Source organism: Nocardia sienata NBRC 100364, assembly GCF_001613205.1.
GTDB classification, from domain to species: Bacteria; Actinomycetota; Actinomycetes; order Mycobacteriales; family Mycobacteriaceae; genus Nocardia; species Nocardia sienata.
Map to the genome: position 1 here is coordinate 129,500 of NZ_BDBX01000008.1, position 19,199 is coordinate 148,698.

Genomic DNA, 19,199 nt, shown 5'->3' on the forward strand with positions numbered 1-19,199 from the left:
TCAGATGTCGCGCATCCGCTCCACGCTGCGCAGCCAGTCGTCGACGATCCGATCGGCCACGGTCGGATCGGCACGCATGAGGCGGGTCAGTTCGAGTCCGCGCACGAGTGCCATGAGCGATTCGAAGGCCGTGCGGGCCGCTGCGGGATCGGCGATGCCCGCATGCTGCTGGAAGATCACGCGGAGTGCGGACCCAAGCCGCTTCTCCGCCGGTAGTAGCGCCGTACGCAATTGCGTGTCGGTGCGGGAGGCGGCCCACAGCTCGAGGGCGGCTTGAAAGGGCGGCCCGGTCATTGCCGACCGGATCGCGTGGACCAGCTGTGCCAGAGCCTCGGGGCCATCGCCGAGATCTGCGACCACTTCACCGAGGTGCCGCAGGCGTATGTCGGCGATGTGGTGGATAGCGGCCACCAGTAATTCCGATTTCGAAGGGAAATGATGGAGGAGCGCGCCCCGCGATACTCCGGCCGCCTCCTGGATCCGCTGGGTAGTCGTCCCGGCGTAGCCGTGCTCCACCAGACACCGGATCGTGGCGTCGAGCAGCGCCTCATGCGTTCTCGCATGCTGCTCCTTACGGGTCGGAATCGCCGCGCGCGCTGCCGGTGACGCGGAAGGCGGCCGCTCCGAACCTTCCCCGCCTTCGGCGCGCACCGGCTTCCGGTTCACAATGCTTCCAGCCGGCCGTCGGCGATCTGGTCGCGAAGCCGGAATTTCTGAAGTTTGCCCATCGCGTTGACAGGAAAGCTCTCGGCGACATACCAGGATTTGGGAGTCTTGTGCGGAGCGAGCCGTTCCCGCAGGTAAACGTGCAGTTCCTCACGCGTGGGAGTCGGCACTGCCGGGTCCGGCCGGACCACGGCGGCCACGCTTTCGCCCCAGGTTTCGTCGGGCATGCCGAACACCGCCGCATCGGCGATCGCGGGGTGCGCGGCCAAGGTTTGTTCGATCTCGCGTGGATAGATGTTCTCCCCACCGCGGATGATCATGTCCTTGAGCCGCCCGGTGACCCGGAGGTATCCGCGGGCGTCCATCGTCCCGAGATCGCCGGTGTGCAACCGGCCCTCGGCATCGATCGTCTGTGCGGTCTCGGCGGGCATATCGAGGTATCCGATCATCTGCTGGTATCCACGGGCGCAGATCTCGCCCTCGACCCCGATGGGCTGCACCGCGCCGGTGCCGGGGTCGATGATGGACACTTCGACTCCGGGCAGAGGCCGGCCCGCCGTGAACCGGTTGTCCTCGCGGCTGTCGGATGGACTCGTCTGGCATACGACCGGCCCGAGTTCGGTCTGACCGTAGACCGCGCTGGTCGCGGCGCCGCAGACCTTCGCCCAGCTGTCGACCAGGGCCGGCGGGACGGCATCGCCCCCGGACATGACGACCCGCAGCGCACCGAGGTCGAAATCGGCCAGCCCGGGATGTGCGAGCAAGGCGTGCAGCATGGTGGGCACGCCACCGTAGATCTCGGCGCGATGATCCTGGATCGCCGTCAGCATCGTTGTGGGATCGAAGACCTCGGCGAGCACGAGTGTGGCCCGCTGGTACACCGATCCCAGTGCGGCCAGACCGCAGCCGGCGGTATGGAACAGCGGCAGCGCGGTGGCGAATGTCGCTCCCGGAGATGCGCCGCAGCGGTCACGGACAAAGGCCGCGTTGGTCACCATCGACCGGTGCGCGAGTACCGCCGGCTTCGCCCGGCCGGTGAGGTGAATTGGATCTGAGTGGCCGACCGCGGATCGACAACCGGTAACCGCGACCGCTTGGCGGTGCGGCGCACTTGCTCGAGCCAGCCCTCGAAGACAACGGATTCCCGCACCGCGGGTACTGCCGGCAGCACGGCGCCGATCAGCGCGGCCATATCGGTGCCCCGGAAGCTGTCGGTGTAGAAGACACCGGCCGCGTGTGACCTGTCGAGCGCGTATTCGAGTTCGGGCCCGCGCAGCGCGGGATTGGTCGTGACGAGCACCAGACCGCCGAGGGCGGCGCCGTACTGGAGTACGAGCCATTCGGGGACATTCGGCGCCCATACCGCAATATGCTCGCCCGGCCGGAAACGGTCGAGCAACCAGGCCGCCGCACGTTCGGCATCGTCGAGCAACTGTGCGTAGGTCCAGGTACGGGCACTGCGGTCGGGCGCGACCGAGACGAGCGCGGTCCGGTCCGCTGCCTCGGCGGCCGCCTGCTGGAGCAGCTCACCTACGGTGAGTTCGAGCACGGGGCTGCTGGTGTCGATCGGCCATACAGATCGGGTGAGCGCGGTCATCGGCCGTGCTCCGCCGTGGCGGCCGCTCGCTCGTCGAGTTCGCGTTTCATGCGGGCGATTTCGTCGTCGGATGGGATGTCGCCACCGCCGTCGGGAATGAAACGACCGGTATCACGCCACTGGACCGCGGCGTCGAAGCCGTGTTGCTGGGCGAAGTCGACGAACCAGCGGCCCTCCGGGGAGTGACGGGTGATGCCGTCGAAGAGGACGGCGAGGTTCTGGGTGGTCTGCAGGCCCATGTTGTCGTAAGCCTGGTTGATCATCATTTTCTGCATGACCAGCTGATTGGTCGGGACCCCGGCCATCCGGTCGACGAGGTCTTCGACCGCGGTGTCGAGTTCGGCCGCCGGTACCGCATCGATGACCAGCCCCCACTCCCGGGCCCGGATCCCGTCGATGGTGTCACCGGTGAGCAGCATCCGTTTGGCCCGTTCGGCGCCGAGGCGATACACCCACATCGCAGTCGTGGGGCAGCCCCATACCCGGGCCGGCATATACCCGATCCGGGCATCCTCGGCCATCACGACCAGGTCGCAGGACAGGGCGATATCGCTACCGCCCGCCACCGCGTAACCGTGCACCTTGGCGACGGTCGGCTTGGCCGAACGCCAGAGCGAGAAGAAGTGGTCGGTATTGGCCTTCATCATCCGGAAGTCCTTGATCGGATCCCAGACCGCGCCCTGATGTTCTTCGCCGCCCTCGGCGTAGAGCTTCAGATCGTAGCCCGCGCAGAAGGCGCGCCCGGCTCCCTGGATCACGATGACCCGCACGGAATCGTCGGCATTCGCCGCGGCGACGGCCTCACCGATCTCGCGGGCCATCTCGCCGGTGATCGCGTTCAGCCGCTCCGGGCGGTTCAGGGTGAGGTAGGCGCGATGGTCTCGTACTGCGTAGTCGACCGTATTACCGGCGAAAGTCATCTCGGCATTCCAATCTCGGCGGCGTCGGTGCCGAGAACGCTTTCACAGTCCGATTGGACTGTCAATGGAGTGGCCTGTCCGTCGCTGCCCTACGGACCAACCGCGCACCGTCTGCCACGACCCGTACATCGCCGGGCTGCGGTGCCACGGGCTGTGACCGGAAGGGTCGGAACGCCGGCGCTGCAGGAGTGGATTCCGGGTGTCGGTGCGGTGCCCTACCATCGCCGAATGTCGTTCACCCTGCGCCAGTGGCAAACCGATACCGGCGAACCAGAGCCGGAACCCGCGGTGAGGAGTACACCGATAGCACACCGAGAGCATTTGGGCGCATGGACATTCGAGATCCGCAGCGACATCCCACTGGCCCGTGTCGACTGTGAACGGATCATCGCCTCTATCGTTTCACCGGACGGTGCCGGACAGGACCGCGAAAGTATTACGGCCGATGCGGCCGCGCGGGCGTGTGCCGAACTCACCGAAGCGCTCGGGACGGGGCGCAACCTGGACGACTACCTCGAAGACGATGTGTCGCTGCTGATCCGGACCGACTTCGGCGACGACGAGGCGTGGCGGGTCGTGGCCGCATTGGCGATGGCGCCCGGCGTGGGTGAGGACGCCGAATTCGTTGCCACGCTGACCTGTATCGATAATCCGGAGAACGAAGGCTTGTCCATCGACGCACTGCTCGGCAAAATTGGCGATCAGCCGACCTACCATGTCTTCCTCGCCGACACCGTCACCCTCACCGACCCCGAACATCCGATCCTCGCGGTCGACACCGGCCCGGAGGAGACCGGCCACGTTCGCGGCCGGACGGTCCGCATCCTCCCGTCGGAGATGTGGGGCATCGAAAACAATCTGTCCATCGCCAATATGGACTTTCAGGACTTCGCCGACGCCGCCGACCCGGACGGTGTGTTCCGCGGTTTTGCCTGAGGGCCTCCAGCGGCCGCGATCGAACTTACAGCCGCTGCAACTCGCTGCGGCGGAACCCCAATTCGCGTTCGACTTTTCGGACCGGTGAGCCGGTGAAAGGGAGCCGGCCATAGTCGATAGCATCCGCAGCGCGCAGTGCGACGGCGCGTGCGGAAGCTGCGCCACGGTCGGGTAGGCCGATCTCGGCGGCGAAGCCGATCCAGTCGCGTGCTTTCAGTTCGCGGGTTCGGCCGCCTATCGGCAGGGCCATCGAATCATCGTCATAGATCAGTGTGCCTCCTGCGACAGTTTCAGGATGAACCGACCGAAACCGGCCGCGAGGGGCGTGCTGATCATGGACGTACTGGCCTTCTGCTGCACACCCGGCAGCGCATGAGGGGTCGACCTTCTCCACCAAGGCCGTGAAGTCCAGATCGGCAGGGGACTCGCCGCTGACGAGTGCCGGAACCTCGACCAGAGGTTCTCCATGAGGTATCACCTGCACGTCCCCGGGTGCGTCGGTGCCGACCGCCAGTAGCAGGGTGAGTTCGTCGTCGAGGCCGGTTTTCACCGCCCGTCGCAGTACCGACAGCCGGTGTCCTTCGGGGAGCAACCCCGCGAAGTAGGCCGGCAGACTTCCTCCGAAAGTGCGGATCGGCGCGTCGGTCAGCGGCAGCGTGGTGGCGATCGGTCGATCGGATGCAGTCAATATTCGGGAAGTTAGCGGAACTCGAGTGTTCCGTCGGTGCTCTTCGTCATCGCCGCCGCTCGTCGGCCGGACTTGTAGATGTCTGCGGCGCGAACAGCGCGGAGGCGGGTCAGGTCCGTCATCCGTGGAGTTCCAGTGTGAGACCGAGGACATCTGCGACCTCGGCGACCGTTCCGATCCCTGTTGTCCCGGTCCCGTGCTCGATATCGCGGACCGTGCGGGTCGATGTTCCGGCGAGATCGGCGAGCTGCTCCTGAGTGAGTCGGTACCGGCGGCGGGCAGCGCGGATATCGGCGCCGATACGCTGCACCCGATTCACCGGTTCTTCCTGCCTCCGCTGCAAGGCTTGCGTGGCCACCGCCGGACCGGATCTGAGCTTGGCCGACCGGTCGGGGCGCGATGAATTGTCGGCCCGGATGGCGTCGTCACCGGTATGTCGACGCATACTCTCGAAACCGCCGGTGCCGATATCGTCTACGACGTGCACGGCCCGCTGCCCACCGCTGGGGGACGGCCGCCGCTGTTCATGATCGGCCAGCCCATGGAAGCGGCCGGGTTCCGGGCGCTCGCCTCGTATTTTCCCGACCGCACCGTCGTCACCTACGACCCGCGGGGCATCGGCCGTAGTGTCCGCAAGGACGGCCGCGTCGATCACGAGCCGCAGGTCCAGGCGGAGGACGTGCATGCCGTTGTCGAGGCGCTCGGCGCCGGTCCCGTCGAGATGTTCGCGAGCAGCGGCGGTGCGGTGACCGCGCTCGCGCTCGTGGCGGTCCACCCCGGCGACGTGATCACGCTGGTGGCGCACGAACCGCCGCTGATCCCGGTGCTGCCCGATGCCGCGGCGGCCGAACGTGCCCGGGTGGCCGTTCGTGACGCGTACGAGGCAAAGGGCTTCGGTGCCGGGATGGCGGCCTTTCTCGCGATGACCTCATGGCAGGGCGAATTCACCGACGAGTACTTCGCGCAACCGGCCGCCGACCCCGCCCTGTTCGGGATGCCGGCCGAGGACGACGGGTCGCGGGAGGACCCGCTGCTGTCGGACCGCTCACGCGCGGTCACCAGCTATCGGCCCGACCCCACCGCAGCGGCCGCCGCGCCGACCCGCATCGTCATCGCGGTGGGAGCGGAAACCGGGAACACGCTCACCGGTCGCACCGCGGTGGCCACCGCCGAATTGTTCGGTCAGCGCGCGACCGTGTTCCCGAGTCATCACGGCGGCTTCCTCGACGAAGAATTCGGTTACGCCGGGCAGCCCGAGGAATTCGCACGCAGGCTGCGGGAGGTTCTGGACGATCAGGAGTGAGCCCGTAGCGGCAGCACATCGGCGCCGGGCCGACGCCGACGTGCTGCCGGCGGGGAAGCGGGGGTCGCTGCCGAGCGGAGCGGGAATTGCCGCGCGACCGGTACTCCGAGCGGACGATTGCCCGGTGCGGCTCGGCGCGTGTGGGCAACCGGCTGTGGCGTTAAGATGTCCGGTGATCTGTACGTTACCGACCGGCACCAACCGTGAGCGGCCCTGTTCGGCCCCGGCCCCCGTCCTCGAACGCCACCAGAACGCTTCGGTGCTTTCGACACCCGGCGGGCGGTGACGTGCTGCCCTACGTCTACCGGGTCACCAAGTACGACCCCGCCGACCGCGATCAACACGGCCATTACACCGGCGCCGAGCCCGCAACCAGCGACCACGGACCGGTCGAAGCCGCGTACCTGCAGGCCGTCGCCGCCTTCGCCGAGGACACCGATGTCGACCGGGTGGCCATTCGCGAGCCGGAGATCGGAGGCTTCGCCCATTTCGGGCTGGAGCCGCCGGTCGACGGCTACGGCCTGGCCGACCTGTTCCCCGCCGGCCTCACCGGTTTCCACGACGGTGCGCTGGTGCCGATCGCCACCGGCCTGGAACTCGTCCGAGCCATGCTCCGCGACAACGGCGCCCGGTGCCGCCTCGAGACAGAGGGAGCGTTCGCGGTGCACGTCGGCCGGGACCAGTACCTCTACATCGGCAGCGACCGCCCGTGTGAGGCGGCACTGGCCCGCACCCGCGCGCTCGGGCTGTACCCGGAGCCCCTGGACGCATCGCCGTACGACTTCGTCCCCGACGACCCCGGGTACGAGCAGCGCCCGGCCGACGCCGACTTCTGGGCTCGCCTGCACTGGACAGTCGGCTCCCACCGCGCCACATTCCTGGAGGAGACATACGCCACGAACGCTTCCCGATGGCACCGTCTCACCGCCGACAACCTCGAGGCAGTGCGCGCCGCGCTGACCCCTCGCGCCCGGTTGGCGGTCTGGCCGGATCTGCTCACCGACGTCGGGACCGCCATAGCCGCGCTGCCCGAAGAGGGCCTGGTGGAGATCCTCTGGGAGGACGAGTCCGGGCGGATCACCAGCATGGTCGCCGACGATACCCAGTTCGAGGCAGTGATCTCCCGGATCGCCGGCGCGGGTGCTGCCGGTGTCCTATCCCTGGTCACCGATGAGCGGCACCCGCTGTTCACCGCTGTCCTGCCCGACAGCGACGGTGTTCTCCGGGCGCGCTGGCAGACCGAACCGACACCCAGCGACCAAGACTGGGCCTTCCTGAAGACACTGCGGCGCGGCCAGGTCGTCACCGGCACGGTGACGTTGATCGCCGACTTCGGCGGCACGTTCGTGGACATCGGCGGCTGCACCGCGATGATCAACCTTCCGGAACTTTCCTGGCGGCCGGTCCACCACCCGGCCGATGTCGTCGGCCTCGGCCGGCAGATCACGGCCGAGGTGCTGGATGTCGATATGGTCCGGGAACGAGTTGCGCTGTCGCTCCGCGCAATGCAGGAAGACCCGTGACCCCGGGTAGCGCCGCGGGTCGGGCAGGTGATCACCGGAGCGGTCACCAAGATCGTGTCGTTCGGCGTCTTCGTGCGCATAGAAGACCGCGCGGACGGCTTCGAAGGACTCGTGCACACCAGCGAGCTCGATGAATCGACCGGAGACGTCGTCGAGGTCGGTGACGTCATAGCCGTGAAGATCATCGATGTCGATCTCGCCCGGCGCCGCATCACGCTGTCCCGGAGACAGGCCCGTACACCCCGCCACGAGAGGTGATCGACGATGTCGCCCAGCCCGCGCGGAACGCCGCCGCTATGGGCCCCGGCGGCACCGGCTCATTCATAGCGGACCGTCACCGACCGGGTATCAGGGACAGCTTGGCAGGTGAGGATGTAGCCCTCCTCGAGGTCGTCGTCGGTGAGGGCGTCGTTGACCCGCATGGTCGCCTTGCCTTCGGTGAGTTTGGCCATGCAGGTGGCGCAGTTACCGGACTCGCAGGAGAACGGAGGAGTGAGCCCGGCTCGGCGGGCGCTCTCCAGCAGGGTTTCGCCCTCGCGGCGCGGGACGGACTTCCTCTTCCGATTGAGGAAAATCGTCACCGTGCCCTCCCCGGTGGCGCCGGATTGCGCGGGGGTGGCTGCCGAAGTGCCGGTGCTCGTCGCTTGCGCCACGGGGGCGGCGCCGAACGCCGGGGTGGTGGGAACACTCGACACGGCTGCGGCCGCGGTGGAACCGGCCGACGCCGCAGGAGGACTCGGGGTTGCCTCTGTAGGCGTATTCGTGGTGGAGACGGTCGGTGCCGCAGGCGGATTCGGTGCGCCGGCCGCGGGCTTGGCCGGGGCGCCGCCGAACCGCTCGGAGAAGATCCGCCCCGGACCCGGTAGTGCGTTCTCGATGAGTTCCATGAAGGGTTCCGGGCCGCAGATGTAGGCGTCGCCGGAGGTGTGGGGGCCGACGAATTCGCGGACCTTCGCGGCATCCACGTAACCGTGTTCGTCGTCGCGGTGCCGTACGACCGTCAGCCTGCCGGGGTAGCGGGCGGCCAGTTCGTCCAGGGCGGCTTCGAAGATGGCGGAGGTGCGATCGCGGTCGGCGCACAGCAGCCGGACGTCGCGGTCGGTGGTCGCCAGGGTGCTCTTGGCCAGCGAGATGATCGGGGTGATCCCGCTGCCGCCGGCGAACCCGAGCACCGGGACATCGCCTTCACGCAGGCAGAATCGGCCGGTCGGCACCGTCAGTTCGACCTCGTCGCCTTCGCCGAGGTTGTCGTGCATCCAGTTCGACACCGTGCCGCCGGGTACGCGTTTGACCGTGGTCATGAACTCGGTATCGGTCACCGGGCAGCTCGACATCGAGTACGAGCGGAAGTACGGCTTGCCGTCGACCATGACCTTGAACGTGCAGAACTGGCCGGCCTGGTAAGAGAAGGGGCCGTCGTGCGGTTCCAGCACGAAGGTGCGGGTGTCCGGTGTCTCCTTCACGATGCGCGTCACCTTCGCGCGCCGGAACAACGGTGGTCTCGCCATGGTCGCCTCCCTCTGGTATTAAGATTCTATCCAAGCGAGAATGATATTCTCAAATTCGGATAGGAATTGCCATGAAGTGCTACCGGATCGGGGGACGCAGATGACGGGTCCCACAGTGCTCGCCTTCGAGGACCGCGAGTACACCCGCGCCGAACTGGATACGGCGGCCGACGGTCTGGCCGAGTCGCTCGCCCGGCGCGGGGTCGGATCCGGGCAGCGAGTGGCGTTGATGTCGTCGAACCGCCCGGAATTCGTGACCGCGGTGCTGGCGGTCTGGCGGCTGGGGGCCGCGGTCGTGCTGCTCAGTCCGGCCTGGAAACGCGCCGAGGTCGCGCACGCGCTCGAGATCACCGGTGCGCAGCACGCGCTCGGCGATCATCCGGTGCTGGCCGAGCTGACGGACATGATCTCCCTGGACGAGCCCTCGCCACTCCCTACCCGCACGTTCGCCGAGCCCGAGCCCGGCAGCGACGCGGTACTCGTGTTCAGTTCCGGCACCACCGGTATGCCGAAAGCCGTCCGCCACACCCACGCGTCGTTCGCGGCGGCGGTGCGGCACTGGCGTGACGCGCTGCGACTGGGCTCGGGCGATCGGATCCAGGTGGCCACACCGCCCTCGCATATCCTCGGCATCCTCAATATCGTCACCGCGCTGGAATGCGGCGCCTGGGTGCGGTTGCACCGGCGGTTCGAACTGGAACGGGTGCTGCGGCACATCGAGTCGGACAAGATCACCATCGAGATGGCGGTCGCGCCGATCGCGCTGGCGATGGCGCAGCACCCCGGACTGGAGTCCTACGACCTGTCCTCGCTGCGCTACATCATGTGGGGCGCGACCCCGGTGACGGCGAGTGTCGCCGAAACCGTCACCCGGCGCACCGGCGTCACCTGGCTGCCCGCCTACGGGGCGAGCGAACTCCCGGTGATCGCCTGCAACCCGATCGACTCCCCGCGACTCGATTCCGTCGGCAAGGCCGTGCCCGGGGTGAGCGTGCGGGTGGTGTCGCTGGAAGACGGACGACCCGTCGCGCCGGGGGAGGACGGCGAGATCCAGTTGCGCGCCGAATCGGTGATGGCGGGCTACCTGCCCGATTCGGCCACCGCGGGGGCGTTCGACGACGGCTGGTATCGCACCGGCGATGTCGGGAATCTGGACGCGGACGGCTGGTTGCGACTCACCGACCGCTCCAAGGAAATGATCAAGGTCCGCGGTTTCCAGGTGGCGCCGGCCGAGATCGAAACCGTGCTGCACGGCCACGACGCGGTCACCGACTGCGCGGTGTTCGGGGTGCCCGACGGGGCGAACGGCGAAGCGATCGTGGCGGCTGTGGCGACCTCGGCGCCGGTGACAGCCGAGGAACTGATGACGACCGTGCAGGAACGGCTGGCCGGATACAAGCGGTTGCGGCAGGTGCTGTTCGTGGACGAGATCCCCCGCCTGCCGTCCGGCAAGGTGCTGCGGCGAGTGCTGAAGGAGCGTTATGGACGTCCGGCTGACGAGTGAACAGCGGCAACTGCGCGACGCGGCCGCGAAACTGGCCGACGAACTCGGTCCGGGTTCGGTGCTGGACCTGGCGGATGCCCGCCGCCGCACCCGGTTGGAAGACGCGGTCGCGGGCACCGGTTTCCGGGAACTGCGCTCCGACGGCGCCTCCGGGGTGGAGGTGGCGATCGTGGCCGAGGAGTTCGCGCGCGGACTGGTCGACGTCCCGTTCCTGGGTCCGGTCCTCGCCGATGATCTACCGGGTCGGCTCGACGGTGACACCGCGCGGTGGACGGTGGCGCACCGGGGCGTCGCGATCGACGCCTCCGGCTGCGACCGGGTGCTGAAGTTGGAGGGCAGCGGTGTATTCGCCGGGCCGGTCGGCGACGAGGTCGCCGGCGCGGATCTCACCCGGGCCGCCGGTGCGGCCGCGGGCCCCTGGGAACCCCGGGCGGATATTTCCGCGGGTCACCGGGATCGCTGGCTGGCCCTGGCCCTCACCACCACCTGCGCCGATCTGGTCGGTGCCGCGCGCGGCGCCCAGCGGCTCGCGGTGGAGTACGCGAAAGTTCGTAGCCAGTACGGGAACACCATCGGCTCCTACCAGGCGATCGGGCATCTGCTGGCGGAGAGCGAGGCCCTGATCGAGGGATCGATCAGTGTGCTCTGGCATGCCGCCTGGGCAGTCGACGAACTCGAACCGGAACAGGCGCTGCGGGCGGCGCGGATTGCCAAGATCTACGCCGCCCGCGCCGCCCGGACCGTCTGCGAAACCGCGATCCAGGTGCACGGCGGGATCGGCAACACCTGGGAATGCCTGGCCCACGTGTATCTGCGGCGGGCACTGGTATCCACCGAACTGTTCCCCGTACGCCTGGAGGAGGCCGGTCTTGGACTTTCGTGATTCCCCGGAGGAGGCGGCGTTCCGGGAACGCCTGCGCGACTGGCTCGCGGGAGTGGCGGGCACCTACCCGACCTCCGGCGACGAGTACTGGGCCCGGCAGGGTGAATGGCATTCCGAGCTGTACCGGGCCGGGTTCTTCGGACTGTCCTGGCCCAAGGAGTACGGCGGACAGGAACTGCCGCCGGTCTACGACGTGATCCTGGACGAGGAACTGGCGATCGCCGGGGCGCCGCCGCGGCCGAGTCTCGGCTATCTGATCCAGGGACTCGGCCGTCATGCGAGCCCGGAACTGTGCCGCCGGTTCCTGCCCGGCATGATCGACGGAAGTCAGCGCTGGTGTCAGGGCTTCAGTGAGCCGGGCGCCGGATCGGATCTGGCCTCCCTCACCACCACGGCCACCCGCGACGGCGACGACTACGTCATCCACGGGCACAAGATCTGGACCAGCTACTCCGATGTGGCCGACTGGTGCCTACTGCTGGCCCGCACCGATCCCGCCGCGCCACGGCACAAAGGGATCTCGGCGTTCGTGCTCTCCATGAAACAGCCCGGAGTGGAGCAGCGGCCGCTGGAGATGATGAGCGGGGTGACCACCGAATTCGGGCAGGTGCTCTTCGACGGCGCCCGGGTGCCCGCGGACCAGATGGTGGGCGCGCCCGGTGAGGGCTGGAAACTGGCCATGACCGTGGTCGGGCACGAACGCGAACCGTCCACCCTCGGCTATGCCGCGCGCTACGGGAAGCTGGTGCGCCAGCTGGCCGCGCGCACCGACGGCGCGGTCCCCGACGAACTCGCCTGGGCCGCCGTCCAGGCGGAGATGCTGCGATTGCACGTCCGCCGGCGGCTGTCCGAACAACTGGACGGGGTGACCCACGGGCCGCAGGGGTCGCTCGACAAATTGCTCATGACCTGGGTCGACCAGTCGGTCGGGCATGCCGCGCTCGCCGTGGCGGGCACCGGCGACCAGGAAATGTTCGGCTCCTACCTCTACAGCCGCGCACAGAGCGTGATGGGCGGGACATCGCAGATCCAGAAGAACATCATCGCCGCGCGCATCCTCGGATTGGGAGCCTGAAATGTACGATATGCCACCGGAAATCGATGTCCGCGCCGACGGTCCGCTGCGAATCATCACCCTCAACCGCCCGGACGCGCTCAATGCCGTGGACGACGCGCTGCACACCGGGCTGGCCCGGCTGTGGCCGCGCCTGGCCGAGGATCACGAGGCCCGGGCGGCGGTGCTCACCGGCGCCGGTAAAGCCTTCTCGGCGGGCGGTGATTTCGCCTACCTCGCGGAGTTGGGCCGCGATACTGTGCTGCGCGAGAAAACCATCGCGCACGGTCGCGATATCGTGCTCGGCATGGCGCGCTGCCGGGTTCCGGTGGTCGCCGCCGTCAACGGTCCCGCCGTCGGTCTCGGCTGCAGCCTGGTCTCCCTGAGCGATATCGTCTACATCGCCGAAACCGCCTATCTTGCCGACCCGCACGTCCAGGTCGGGCTGGTGGCGGCCGACGGCGGTCCGCTGACCTGGCCGCTGCACACCAGTCTGCTGCTGGCCAAGGAGTACGCGCTCACCGGCGCGCGTATCCCGGCGGAACGCGCGCGGGAGATGGGCCTGGCCAATCATGTGGTGGCCGACCCGCTGGCCGAGGCGCTGGCCTGTGCGAAGCGGATCGCGGGAATGCCCCGCCAAGCGGTGGAAGCGACCAAACGGGTGCTGAACATCCAGCTCGAGAAATCGGTGGCGGCCACCCTGGACTACGCCACCACCGCCGAGTACCAGTCGTTCCAGACCGACGATTTCCACGCGACCATCGCCCGGCTCAACTCCGGAAAGAAGTAGCTTCCGGCAGCCGAATACCGAAGTGGCCGTTGGTGTTACGGTCTCTATGCTGAGCGGATGGACGCATCAGCTTGTGAGGCCCACCCGTGGCCGGAATTCCGGCCGGTCACCGAATCGACCTGGGAAGGAGTTCTGGCGGAGAACTGCGCGACCGGTGCTCCGGAACTGACGTGGAGCATCTACTTCGACGGTTACCCGGACGGGGGATCCGGGGTGCAGTTCCACATCGAGGGCATCCCGTTCGCTGTCTCGTCGTGGCGTGAACTCGAAGGCGCGCAGGCCGAATGCGAAGAGTTCGGCGAACCGATCGAGGCCTACCTCTTCGACGGCGAACACAGCAGTTTCGACTACGTGCGCATCGAGGCGCTGCGTCAGACCGGAACGACAGTGCGATTCGTGATCCATTTGGGCTGGTGCGAGGTGGACCGGGTCAAAGTGAACGACGAGGACGACTGGGCGGATATCGACCGGCTGCGGGTGGTGGTGGATGCCGAGTTCAAGGGCGTAACGGTCCAGGCGCCGGAGCACCGCTTGGCCGATTTCATCGATACCACCGGTTTGGTGTTCGACGCTGCCGACGACACCTACCGGCCGGCCGGCGATTGATTTCTTCGGCCTCGGGAGAACTCGGCCGGGCCCGAGGACCAAGTGGCGCACACTCGACGACACCGGAGCAGTGACAGCCGACCTGCGTTCCTTCACCGTCGAGATCGATACCGGCCGCCGGCGCGACACCGTCGTTGCGAATGTATTTCCGAGGCGCCCGAGGTCGGCCGTGGACATGCTCGGCGCCGTCGGCCTGCTCCGTTCATGACCTCGTTGCCTCGGCCATTGTGGCCTGATGAGACGCCTTCCCGACCCGAGGTCCGGCGGGCGCCTCACCACAGGTGCAGGAAGTACCGGACGTCGTCGTACCCGTCGAGGGCCCGGCCGTCCACGTCCGACGGGTCGGCCTCGGCGCGCGCGGCCAGTGATTTTGCCAGCGCGACGGCGTCATCGCCGAGACGTCCGAAACGCCGCGCGGTGTGTCCCAGGCACAGGCCGGCCAGACCGAGCAACTGGTTCCCCGGCGCCGCCCGCGTCCCGACCTGCGTGCACCAGTGTTCGACGAACTCCATGTCATCGTCGTGCAACGCGGTTCCGACCAGGACACGCGCGGCGTCCCACTCGGCCGCAGGGTCACGCAGAGCTCGCTCCAACGTCTCGACCACGACCTCATGGGCCAGCGCAGGAGGGTTTTCGAAAGTCCGATGGGTGTGCACTGCGTGAGAGTACGCGGGGTTCACGCTGTGGCGAGCAGGGTTTCCGAGCGTTGGACCGTCCCGGTGATGCCGGTCGCGGCCTGAGCGGCGAGCAGTGCCGCGGCCCGGCCCATCGTCTCCGGCGGTTCCACCATCTCGGCCGGGATCTCACCGCCACCCGCGGCCTGCCAGCCCTCGGTGAGGACCACCCGGGACGGGCTCAGGCAGTTCACCGCGATATTGTCCGGCCGCAGGTCGGCGGCCAGGCCCAGGTAGAGGCGTTCGACCGCGGCCTTGGACACCCAGTAGGCGTTGGAGCCGCGGTCCGTCATGTTCACGCCGGTGGTGGTGACCGCGATGAGTGAACCCCCACCGCGGGCCCGGATATACGGGATCGCCTCACGGGTCACCAGGAAGACGCCGGTGAGGTTCACATCCAGGCACAGCTGCCAGCGTTTCAGCGGGGTGTTCTCGACGGGCCCCAGCCATAGCACCCCGGCATTCGCGACCAGGATGTCGATGCCGCCGAATTCGGTGACAGTGGTAGCCAGTGCCGTCCGCACCGATTCCTCGTTCGTGACATCGCAGGGCACGGGCAGTGCCCGTCCGCCCGCGGCGGCAATCCGCCCGGCCACGTCGTGGATGGTGCCGGGCACCCGGCCTGCCTCCTCGGAGCGGGCCGCCACCGCGACCGACGCGCCCTGTGCGGCCAGCGTCGCCGCTATCGCGGCGCCGATGCCGCGACTGGCTCCGGCCACGAAGGCGACCTTCCCCGTCAGCGGTCTCCCGTCGCGGAGGGTATCGCCACCGGCGCGCACCGCCGGTCCGGCGTCCACGGCCCGGTCGTCCTTCGCCGGGGATCGCGCGGACCACGCGGACGGTCCCGCGCCGGTCGACTCCGACGCCGCACGACCCGGTTCGGTCGGCTCGCTCACTTCGGTGGGAACCGCAGGGCGCCGTCGAGGCGGATGACCTCGCCGTTGAGATAGTCGTTCTCCACGATCGACTGCACGAGCTGCCCGTACTCCGGCGAGCGGCCCATCCGTTTCGGGAAGGGGATCTGTGGCGACCAGTACTGTTCGAGCTGGTCCGCGGCTTTGCCGTAGGCGGGGGTGTTGAACGTGCCCGGGGCGATGGTCACCACCCGGATACCGAGCGGGGACAGATCGCGGGCCGCGACCAGGGTCATCCCGATCACGCCGCCCTTGGCCGCGGAATAGGGCAGCTGGCCGATCTGTCCCTCGTAGCCGGCGACCGAGGCGGTATTGACGATGACGCCGCGCGAGCCCTCCGCGGTGGGTTCGGACCGGGCGATCGCGGCGGCGGACAGCCGCATGACGTTGAAGACCGCGATCAGATAGAACTCGATGGTGGTACGGAACCCGTCGAGGGCCAGCGGGGTGCCGTCCTTGCCCACCAGCCGGCCGCCGGCGGCCGGCCCGCCGTGGGTGTCGACCGAAATCCGCAGCGGCCCCAGGGATTGCGCCTCCTCGACGGCGGCCCGCACCGAATCCTCGCTGGTGGCGTCGGTGTGCACATAGCGGATACCGAGCTCGTCGGACAGTTCCTTGCCCTTGTCGTCGGCGACGTCGGCCACCACGACCTTGGCTCCGGCAGCGTGCAGCCGTCGGACCGTCGCCTCGCCCAGTCCGCCCGTGCCACCGACGACAATCGCCGAACTTCCCTCGATCTGCATGACGCTACCCTCTCTTGCGATTATCGCTCTCAGATTGAGAGAATACTATTCTCATGTATATCGGCAAGATCGTCGACGTGGGGGAAACTGGAGAGAACTGATGCCTGAAGCCGTGATCGCATCCGCGCTGCGCACCCCGATCGGGACCGCCGTCAAGGGCACGCTACGCGAAACCACCGCCTTCGACCTGGCCCATCACGTGGTCGAGGCGACGACCAAACAGCTCGAGACCGACGCACCCATCGACGATCTGATCCTCGGCGAGGGCCGCTACGGCGGTGGGGTGATCGCTCGGCACGCCGCGATCACCGCCGGGCTGACCGGGGTGCCCGGTCTGGCGCACAACCGCCACTGCGCGGCGGGTATGGCGGCGGTGCAGACGGCGGCGGCCGGTATCCGGGCCGGAATGGACCGGTTGGTGCTGGCCGGTGGGGTCAACGCCGATTCCACCGCACCGAAGGCGCGGTTCCGGGTCGGGCCCGACGAATGGGCCGAACCGTGGACCTCGCCGTCGCACCCGGATCGGGCGGACGCGCCGAACCTGGACATGTCGATCACCGTGGGCTGGAACACCGCGGTGAAATCCGGCATCGCCCGGGAAGACCTGGACGCCTGGGCGCTGCGCTCGCACCGCAATGCGATCGCGGCCATCGACGAGGGGCGTTTCGACGCCGAGGTGGTGCCGATCGATACGCCGTTCGGGCAGTTCGCGGTCGACGAACATCCGCGGCGGACGACCACCCTGGAAAAGCTCGCCTCGCTGAAGGTGCTGCACCCCGAGATCGAGGGGTTCTCGATCACCGCGGGCAATGCGGCGGGCGCCAACGACGGGGCCGCGCTGCTCACCGTCGCCAGTGACGAACTGGGCCTGCCGGCGCTGGCCACCATCCGGTCCTGGGCGTCGGTGGGGGTGGATCCGGCCGACACCGGCCTGGCACCGATCGAGGCGATCACGAAAGCCGCGCGCAGAGCCGGTATCTCGCTCGCCGACGTGAAACTGTTCGAGATCAACGAGGCGTTCGCGTCCGTCCCGATCGCGGCCGTACGTGCGCTGGACCTGGACCCGGACCTGGTCAACGTCAACGGAAGCGGCTGCTCGCTCGGGCATCCGGTGGCTGCCACCGGGGCGCGCATGATCGTGACCACGGTCCACGAACTGCGCCGCCGCGGCGGCGGTCTGGCGATCGTGGCCATGTGCGCCGGTGGGGGAATGGGTTCGGCGACCGTGCTCGAGGTCGCCGCGCCGTGACCGGCAACGGTGCCGCCGCGGGCAGGTCCCCGGCGGAACTGATCGCCGCCGCGCGTGCCGGATCGGTGCGCGCGGCGGGCCGGTTGCTCACCCTGATCGAAGGGCCGGCCCGCGACGAGGTGCTGCGGTTGCTGGAACCGGCGGATATCCGGGTGATGGGTTTCACCGGCCCGCCGGGCGCCGGGAAGTCGACCACCATCGCGGCGGTCGTGAGTACCTACCGCGCCCAGGGCCTCCGGGTGGCCGTGCTGGCCGTCGACCCGTCCTCGCCGTACAGCGGCGGGGCGCTGCTCGGTGACCGGATCCGGATGGCCGCCCATATCGACGATCCGCAGGTGCTGATCCGGTCGATGGCGACCCGCGGGCATCTGGGCGGCCTGTCGGCGGCGGTGCCCGCGGCGATCCGGCTGCTGGCCGCGCTGTCCTACGACCTGGTCGTCATCGAATCGGTCGGGGTGGGTCAGTCCGAGATCGAAATCGCCGCCGTGGCCGACCCGACCGTCGTGGTCCTCACCCCGGGTGCCGGGGATGCCGTGCAGGCCGCGAAGGCGGGACTGCTCGAGGTGGCCGACATCCTGGTGGTGAACAAGGCCGACCGGGACGGGGCCGAGCAGACGGTACGTGAGCTGCGCGCCGAATCCGCTGTCCCGATTCTCACGGCTGTCGCGGCGAACGGTAGCGGCATCCCCGAACTGGTCGCCGCCGTCGACGCCCACCATCGCGCCGATACCGCGCAGCGGCGGGCCGCCCGGGCCCGGGCCCAGATCCTGTCACACGCCTACAGTCGACTACGTGTCCATCCCGCGCTCGACGCCCTCGCCGACGCGGTCGGGGCGGGCGAATACGACTCCTATACCGCCGTCGACCACCTGCTGCTGCCGGTCGATACAGGGGACCGGCCCACCACCGGCGTCGCCACCGAGTGATCTCCGCAGAAGCTCTGGGGGACAGGTCGCACAGTTCGGTGGCCGGTCCCAGCGGTCGGCCGTCCGCACCGTGGCGGCGATGCCACGAATGTGCCAGATGCTCGGTGTACCGGTCTTCCTCGATGGGCGAAATCTGTCGTAGTGCTCCGGCACCATAGGTCTGTGTCGGAGCCGACAGCCGGTCGATGATCGACACGCGACCTCGCCGGACAACCGACGCCGGCGACCACAGCGATGGGGGTGTTCACTGTGCTACTGGAAAATCGGGGCGATACGGCCGAACTCGAAACCCGTGCCCGCCGGGCGGCCGAGGCGGGTGTCGCCGAGGCGATGAACCATCTCGCGATATTGCTGGAGAGGAGAGGGGAGGCCGCCGCGGCCGAGAGATGGTATCGCCGCGCTGTCGCCGCCGACCACGGCACGGCGATGTACAACCTCGCGGTCAGGCTGGAGGCAAGGGGCGCGCTCGATGAGGCCGAAGCCTGGTTCCGGCGGTCGGCGAGCGGTGGAAACCCTCACGCGCTGTATGCCGTAGCCCGCCTCTTGCACAAGCAAGGGAAAGCGGAGGAGGCGGAGATCTGGTTACGTCGTGCCGTGGCCGGTGTGTGCCCCGGCTATCCACGGAGCGCGAATCCGACCAGCGGTGGCCCCGCTCGGGGACCCCGATCTCGCCTCCGGACCAGGGATTCGGCCTGCTGTCCGCGGTTCTAGGCGC

General features: G+C 68.5%; 20 protein-coding genes and 2 pseudogenes. 12 read left to right on the forward strand and 10 right to left on the reverse strand.

Going from position 1 to position 19,199, the window contains the following annotated elements; all coding sequences use genetic code 11:
* The 4 genes and pseudogenes from NS4_RS08130 to NS4_RS08140 all read right to left on the reverse strand — a co-directional run bounded on the left by NS4_RS08130 (position 1) and on the right by NS4_RS08140 (position 3,183).
* Positions 1–666, reverse strand: coding sequence for a TetR/AcrR family transcriptional regulator (locus tag NS4_RS08130; protein WP_245665171.1), 666 nt, complete (start codon positions 664–666; stop codon positions 1–3).
* Positions 663–1,115, reverse strand: a complete 453-nt coding sequence (locus tag NS4_RS33840) for a class I adenylate-forming enzyme family protein (RefSeq protein WP_369690205.1) — start codon at positions 1,113–1,115, stop codon at positions 663–665. Before NS4_RS33840 ends, NS4_RS08130 begins: the two co-directional genes overlap by 4 nt.
* 45 nt (positions 1,116–1,160) lie before the next feature.
* Positions 1,161–2,263: pseudogene (locus NS4_RS08135) on the reverse strand (class I adenylate-forming enzyme family protein); the annotation flags it as partial.
* Positions 2,260–3,183 (reverse strand): crotonase/enoyl-CoA hydratase family protein, encoded by a 924-nt coding sequence (locus NS4_RS08140; RefSeq protein ID WP_063058881.1) that lies wholly within the window; start codon positions 3,181–3,183, stop codon positions 2,260–2,262. The gene NS4_RS08140 and the pseudogene NS4_RS08135, both read right to left, overlap by 4 nt.
* Before the next feature lie 228 nt (positions 3,184–3,411).
* Here NS4_RS08140 and NS4_RS08145 point away from each other — a divergent pair, with 228 nt between their 5' ends.
* Positions 3,412–4,119 carry a DUF6924 domain-containing protein gene (locus NS4_RS08145; RefSeq protein WP_157105938.1) on the forward strand — a complete coding sequence of 236 codons (708 nt, stop codon included), beginning with the start codon at positions 3,412–3,414 and terminating at the stop codon, positions 4,117–4,119.
* A gap of 25 nt (positions 4,120–4,144) precedes the next feature.
* Here the strand turns inward: NS4_RS08145 and NS4_RS08150 are convergent, their stop codons facing one another.
* Both NS4_RS08150 and NS4_RS33290 read right to left on the reverse strand, forming a co-directional pair.
* The gene (locus NS4_RS08150; RefSeq protein WP_063058883.1) at positions 4,145–4,807 is read right to left on the reverse strand and encodes a HipA N-terminal domain-containing protein; all 663 of its coding nucleotides are present in this window, start codon (positions 4,805–4,807) and stop codon (positions 4,145–4,147) included.
* Between the two features lie 118 nt (positions 4,808–4,925).
* Positions 4,926–5,126 carry a helix-turn-helix domain-containing protein gene (locus tag NS4_RS33290; RefSeq protein WP_063058963.1) on the reverse strand — a complete coding sequence of 67 codons (201 nt, stop codon included), beginning with the start codon at positions 5,124–5,126 and terminating at the stop codon, positions 4,926–4,928.
* A 114-nt stretch (positions 5,127–5,240) separates the two neighbouring features.
* Here NS4_RS33290 and NS4_RS08160 point away from each other — a divergent pair, with 114 nt between their 5' ends.
* From NS4_RS08160 to NS4_RS32920, 3 genes and pseudogenes are all read left to right on the forward strand, one after another.
* Positions 5,241–6,110 carry an alpha/beta fold hydrolase gene (locus NS4_RS08160; protein ID WP_063058884.1) on the forward strand — a complete coding sequence of 290 codons (870 nt, stop codon included), beginning with the start codon at positions 5,241–5,243 and terminating at the stop codon, positions 6,108–6,110.
* Positions 6,111–6,397: 287 nt separating this feature from the next.
* Positions 6,398–7,633: a S1 RNA-binding domain-containing protein gene (locus NS4_RS08165; protein WP_063058885.1), complete on the forward strand. Its 1,236-nt coding sequence runs from the start codon at positions 6,398–6,400 to the stop codon at positions 7,631–7,633.
* A gap of 24 nt (positions 7,634–7,657) precedes the next feature.
* Positions 7,658–7,891, forward strand: a pseudogene (locus NS4_RS32920) (S1 RNA-binding domain-containing protein); the annotation flags it as partial.
* 59 nt (positions 7,892–7,950) lie between these two features.
* Here NS4_RS32920 and NS4_RS08175 read toward each other — a convergent pair.
* The gene (locus tag NS4_RS08175; RefSeq protein ID WP_063058887.1) at positions 7,951–9,141 is read right to left on the reverse strand and encodes a ferredoxin--NADP reductase; all 1,191 of its coding nucleotides are present in this window, start codon (positions 9,139–9,141) and stop codon (positions 7,951–7,953) included.
* Between the two features lie 100 nt (positions 9,142–9,241).
* On the opposite strand from NS4_RS08175, the gene NS4_RS08180 reads away from it, so the two are divergent.
* From NS4_RS08180 to NS4_RS08200, 5 genes are read left to right on the forward strand one after another with little or no spacing between them, the layout of a single operon-like run.
* Positions 9,242–10,645, forward strand: coding sequence for a class I adenylate-forming enzyme family protein (locus NS4_RS08180; protein WP_063058888.1), 1,404 nt, complete (start codon positions 9,242–9,244; stop codon positions 10,643–10,645).
* Complete coding sequence (locus NS4_RS08185; protein ID WP_063058964.1) at positions 10,623–11,528, forward strand: acyl-CoA dehydrogenase family protein; 906 nt, start codon at positions 10,623–10,625, stop codon at positions 11,526–11,528. The genes NS4_RS08180 and NS4_RS08185 overlap by 23 nt, the downstream gene beginning before the upstream one ends.
* The gene (locus tag NS4_RS08190) at positions 11,515–12,603 is read left to right on the forward strand and encodes an acyl-CoA dehydrogenase family protein (protein ID WP_063058889.1); all 1,089 of its coding nucleotides are present in this window, start codon (positions 11,515–11,517) and stop codon (positions 12,601–12,603) included. The genes NS4_RS08185 and NS4_RS08190 overlap by 14 nt, the downstream gene beginning before the upstream one ends.
* Position 12,604: 1 nt before the next feature.
* Positions 12,605–13,372, forward strand: coding sequence for an enoyl-CoA hydratase/isomerase family protein (locus NS4_RS08195; RefSeq protein WP_063058890.1), 768 nt, complete (start codon positions 12,605–12,607; stop codon positions 13,370–13,372).
* A 57-nt stretch (positions 13,373–13,429) separates the two neighbouring features.
* Positions 13,430–13,978: a hypothetical protein gene (locus NS4_RS08200; protein ID WP_063058891.1), complete on the forward strand. Its 549-nt coding sequence runs from the start codon at positions 13,430–13,432 to the stop codon at positions 13,976–13,978.
* Between the two features lie 272 nt (positions 13,979–14,250).
* Here NS4_RS08200 and NS4_RS08205 read toward each other — a convergent pair whose 3' ends face one another.
* The 3 genes from NS4_RS08205 to NS4_RS08215 form a co-directional block, all read right to left on the reverse strand.
* Entirely contained in the window at positions 14,251–14,634 is a 384-nt protein-coding gene (locus tag NS4_RS08205) for a hypothetical protein (protein WP_218020321.1), read from the reverse strand.
* 20 nt (positions 14,635–14,654) lie between these two features.
* Positions 14,655–15,449 (reverse strand): SDR family oxidoreductase, encoded by a 795-nt coding sequence (locus NS4_RS08210; protein ID WP_245665173.1) that lies wholly within the window; start codon positions 15,447–15,449, stop codon positions 14,655–14,657.
* Between the two features lie 95 nt (positions 15,450–15,544).
* Positions 15,545–16,309 carry an SDR family NAD(P)-dependent oxidoreductase gene (locus NS4_RS08215; RefSeq protein ID WP_063058893.1) on the reverse strand — a complete coding sequence of 255 codons (765 nt, stop codon included), beginning with the start codon at positions 16,307–16,309 and terminating at the stop codon, positions 15,545–15,547.
* A 100-nt stretch (positions 16,310–16,409) separates the two neighbouring features.
* On the opposite strand from NS4_RS08215, the gene NS4_RS08220 reads away from it, so the two are divergent.
* The 3 genes from NS4_RS08220 (at position 16,410) to NS4_RS33845 (ending at position 19,195) form a co-directional block, all read left to right on the forward strand.
* Positions 16,410–17,558 (forward strand): thiolase family protein, encoded by a 1,149-nt coding sequence (locus NS4_RS08220; protein ID WP_063058894.1) that lies wholly within the window; start codon positions 16,410–16,412, stop codon positions 17,556–17,558.
* The gene (locus tag NS4_RS08225; protein ID WP_063058895.1) at positions 17,555–18,484 is read left to right on the forward strand and encodes an ArgK/MeaB family GTPase; all 930 of its coding nucleotides are present in this window, start codon (positions 17,555–17,557) and stop codon (positions 18,482–18,484) included. The genes NS4_RS08220 and NS4_RS08225 overlap by 4 nt, the downstream gene beginning before the upstream one ends.
* A 330-nt stretch (positions 18,485–18,814) precedes the next feature.
* Complete coding sequence (locus NS4_RS33845; protein WP_369690206.1) at positions 18,815–19,195, forward strand: tetratricopeptide repeat protein; 381 nt, start codon at positions 18,815–18,817, stop codon at positions 19,193–19,195.
* The last annotated feature ends 4 nt before the right edge of the window (positions 19,196–19,199 follow it).

Excerpts from the sequence above, each read along its gene's own strand:
- NS4_RS33840 (WP_369690205.1), bottom strand. The coding sequence starts at position 1,115 with ATGATCGGATACCTCGATATGCCCGCCGAGACCGCACAGACGATCGAT.
- NS4_RS08140 (WP_063058881.1), bottom strand. The coding sequence starts at position 3,183 with ATGACTTTCGCCGGTAATACGGTCGACTACGCAGTACGAGACCATCGC.
- NS4_RS08145 (WP_157105938.1), top strand. The coding sequence starts at position 3,412 with ATGTCGTTCACCCTGCGCCAGTGGCAAACCGATACCGGCGAACCAGAG.
- NS4_RS08160 (WP_063058884.1), top strand. The coding sequence starts at position 5,241 with ATGTCGACGCATACTCTCGAAACCGCCGGTGCCGATATCGTCTACGAC.
- NS4_RS08175 (WP_063058887.1), bottom strand. The coding sequence starts at position 9,141 with ATGGCGAGACCACCGTTGTTCCGGCGCGCGAAGGTGACGCGCATCGTG.
- NS4_RS08180 (WP_063058888.1), top strand. The coding sequence starts at position 9,242 with ATGACGGGTCCCACAGTGCTCGCCTTCGAGGACCGCGAGTACACCCGC.
- NS4_RS08185 (WP_063058964.1), top strand. The coding sequence starts at position 10,623 with ATGGACGTCCGGCTGACGAGTGAACAGCGGCAACTGCGCGACGCGGCC.
- NS4_RS08195 (WP_063058890.1), top strand. The coding sequence starts at position 12,605 with ATGTACGATATGCCACCGGAAATCGATGTCCGCGCCGACGGTCCGCTG.
- NS4_RS08200 (WP_063058891.1), top strand. The coding sequence starts at position 13,430 with ATGGACGCATCAGCTTGTGAGGCCCACCCGTGGCCGGAATTCCGGCCG.
- NS4_RS08215 (WP_063058893.1), bottom strand. The coding sequence starts at position 16,309 with ATGCAGATCGAGGGAAGTTCGGCGATTGTCGTCGGTGGCACGGGCGGA.
- NS4_RS08220 (WP_063058894.1), top strand. The coding sequence starts at position 16,410 with ATGCCTGAAGCCGTGATCGCATCCGCGCTGCGCACCCCGATCGGGACC.
- NS4_RS33845 (WP_369690206.1), top strand. The coding sequence starts at position 18,815 with ATGAACCATCTCGCGATATTGCTGGAGAGGAGAGGGGAGGCCGCCGCG.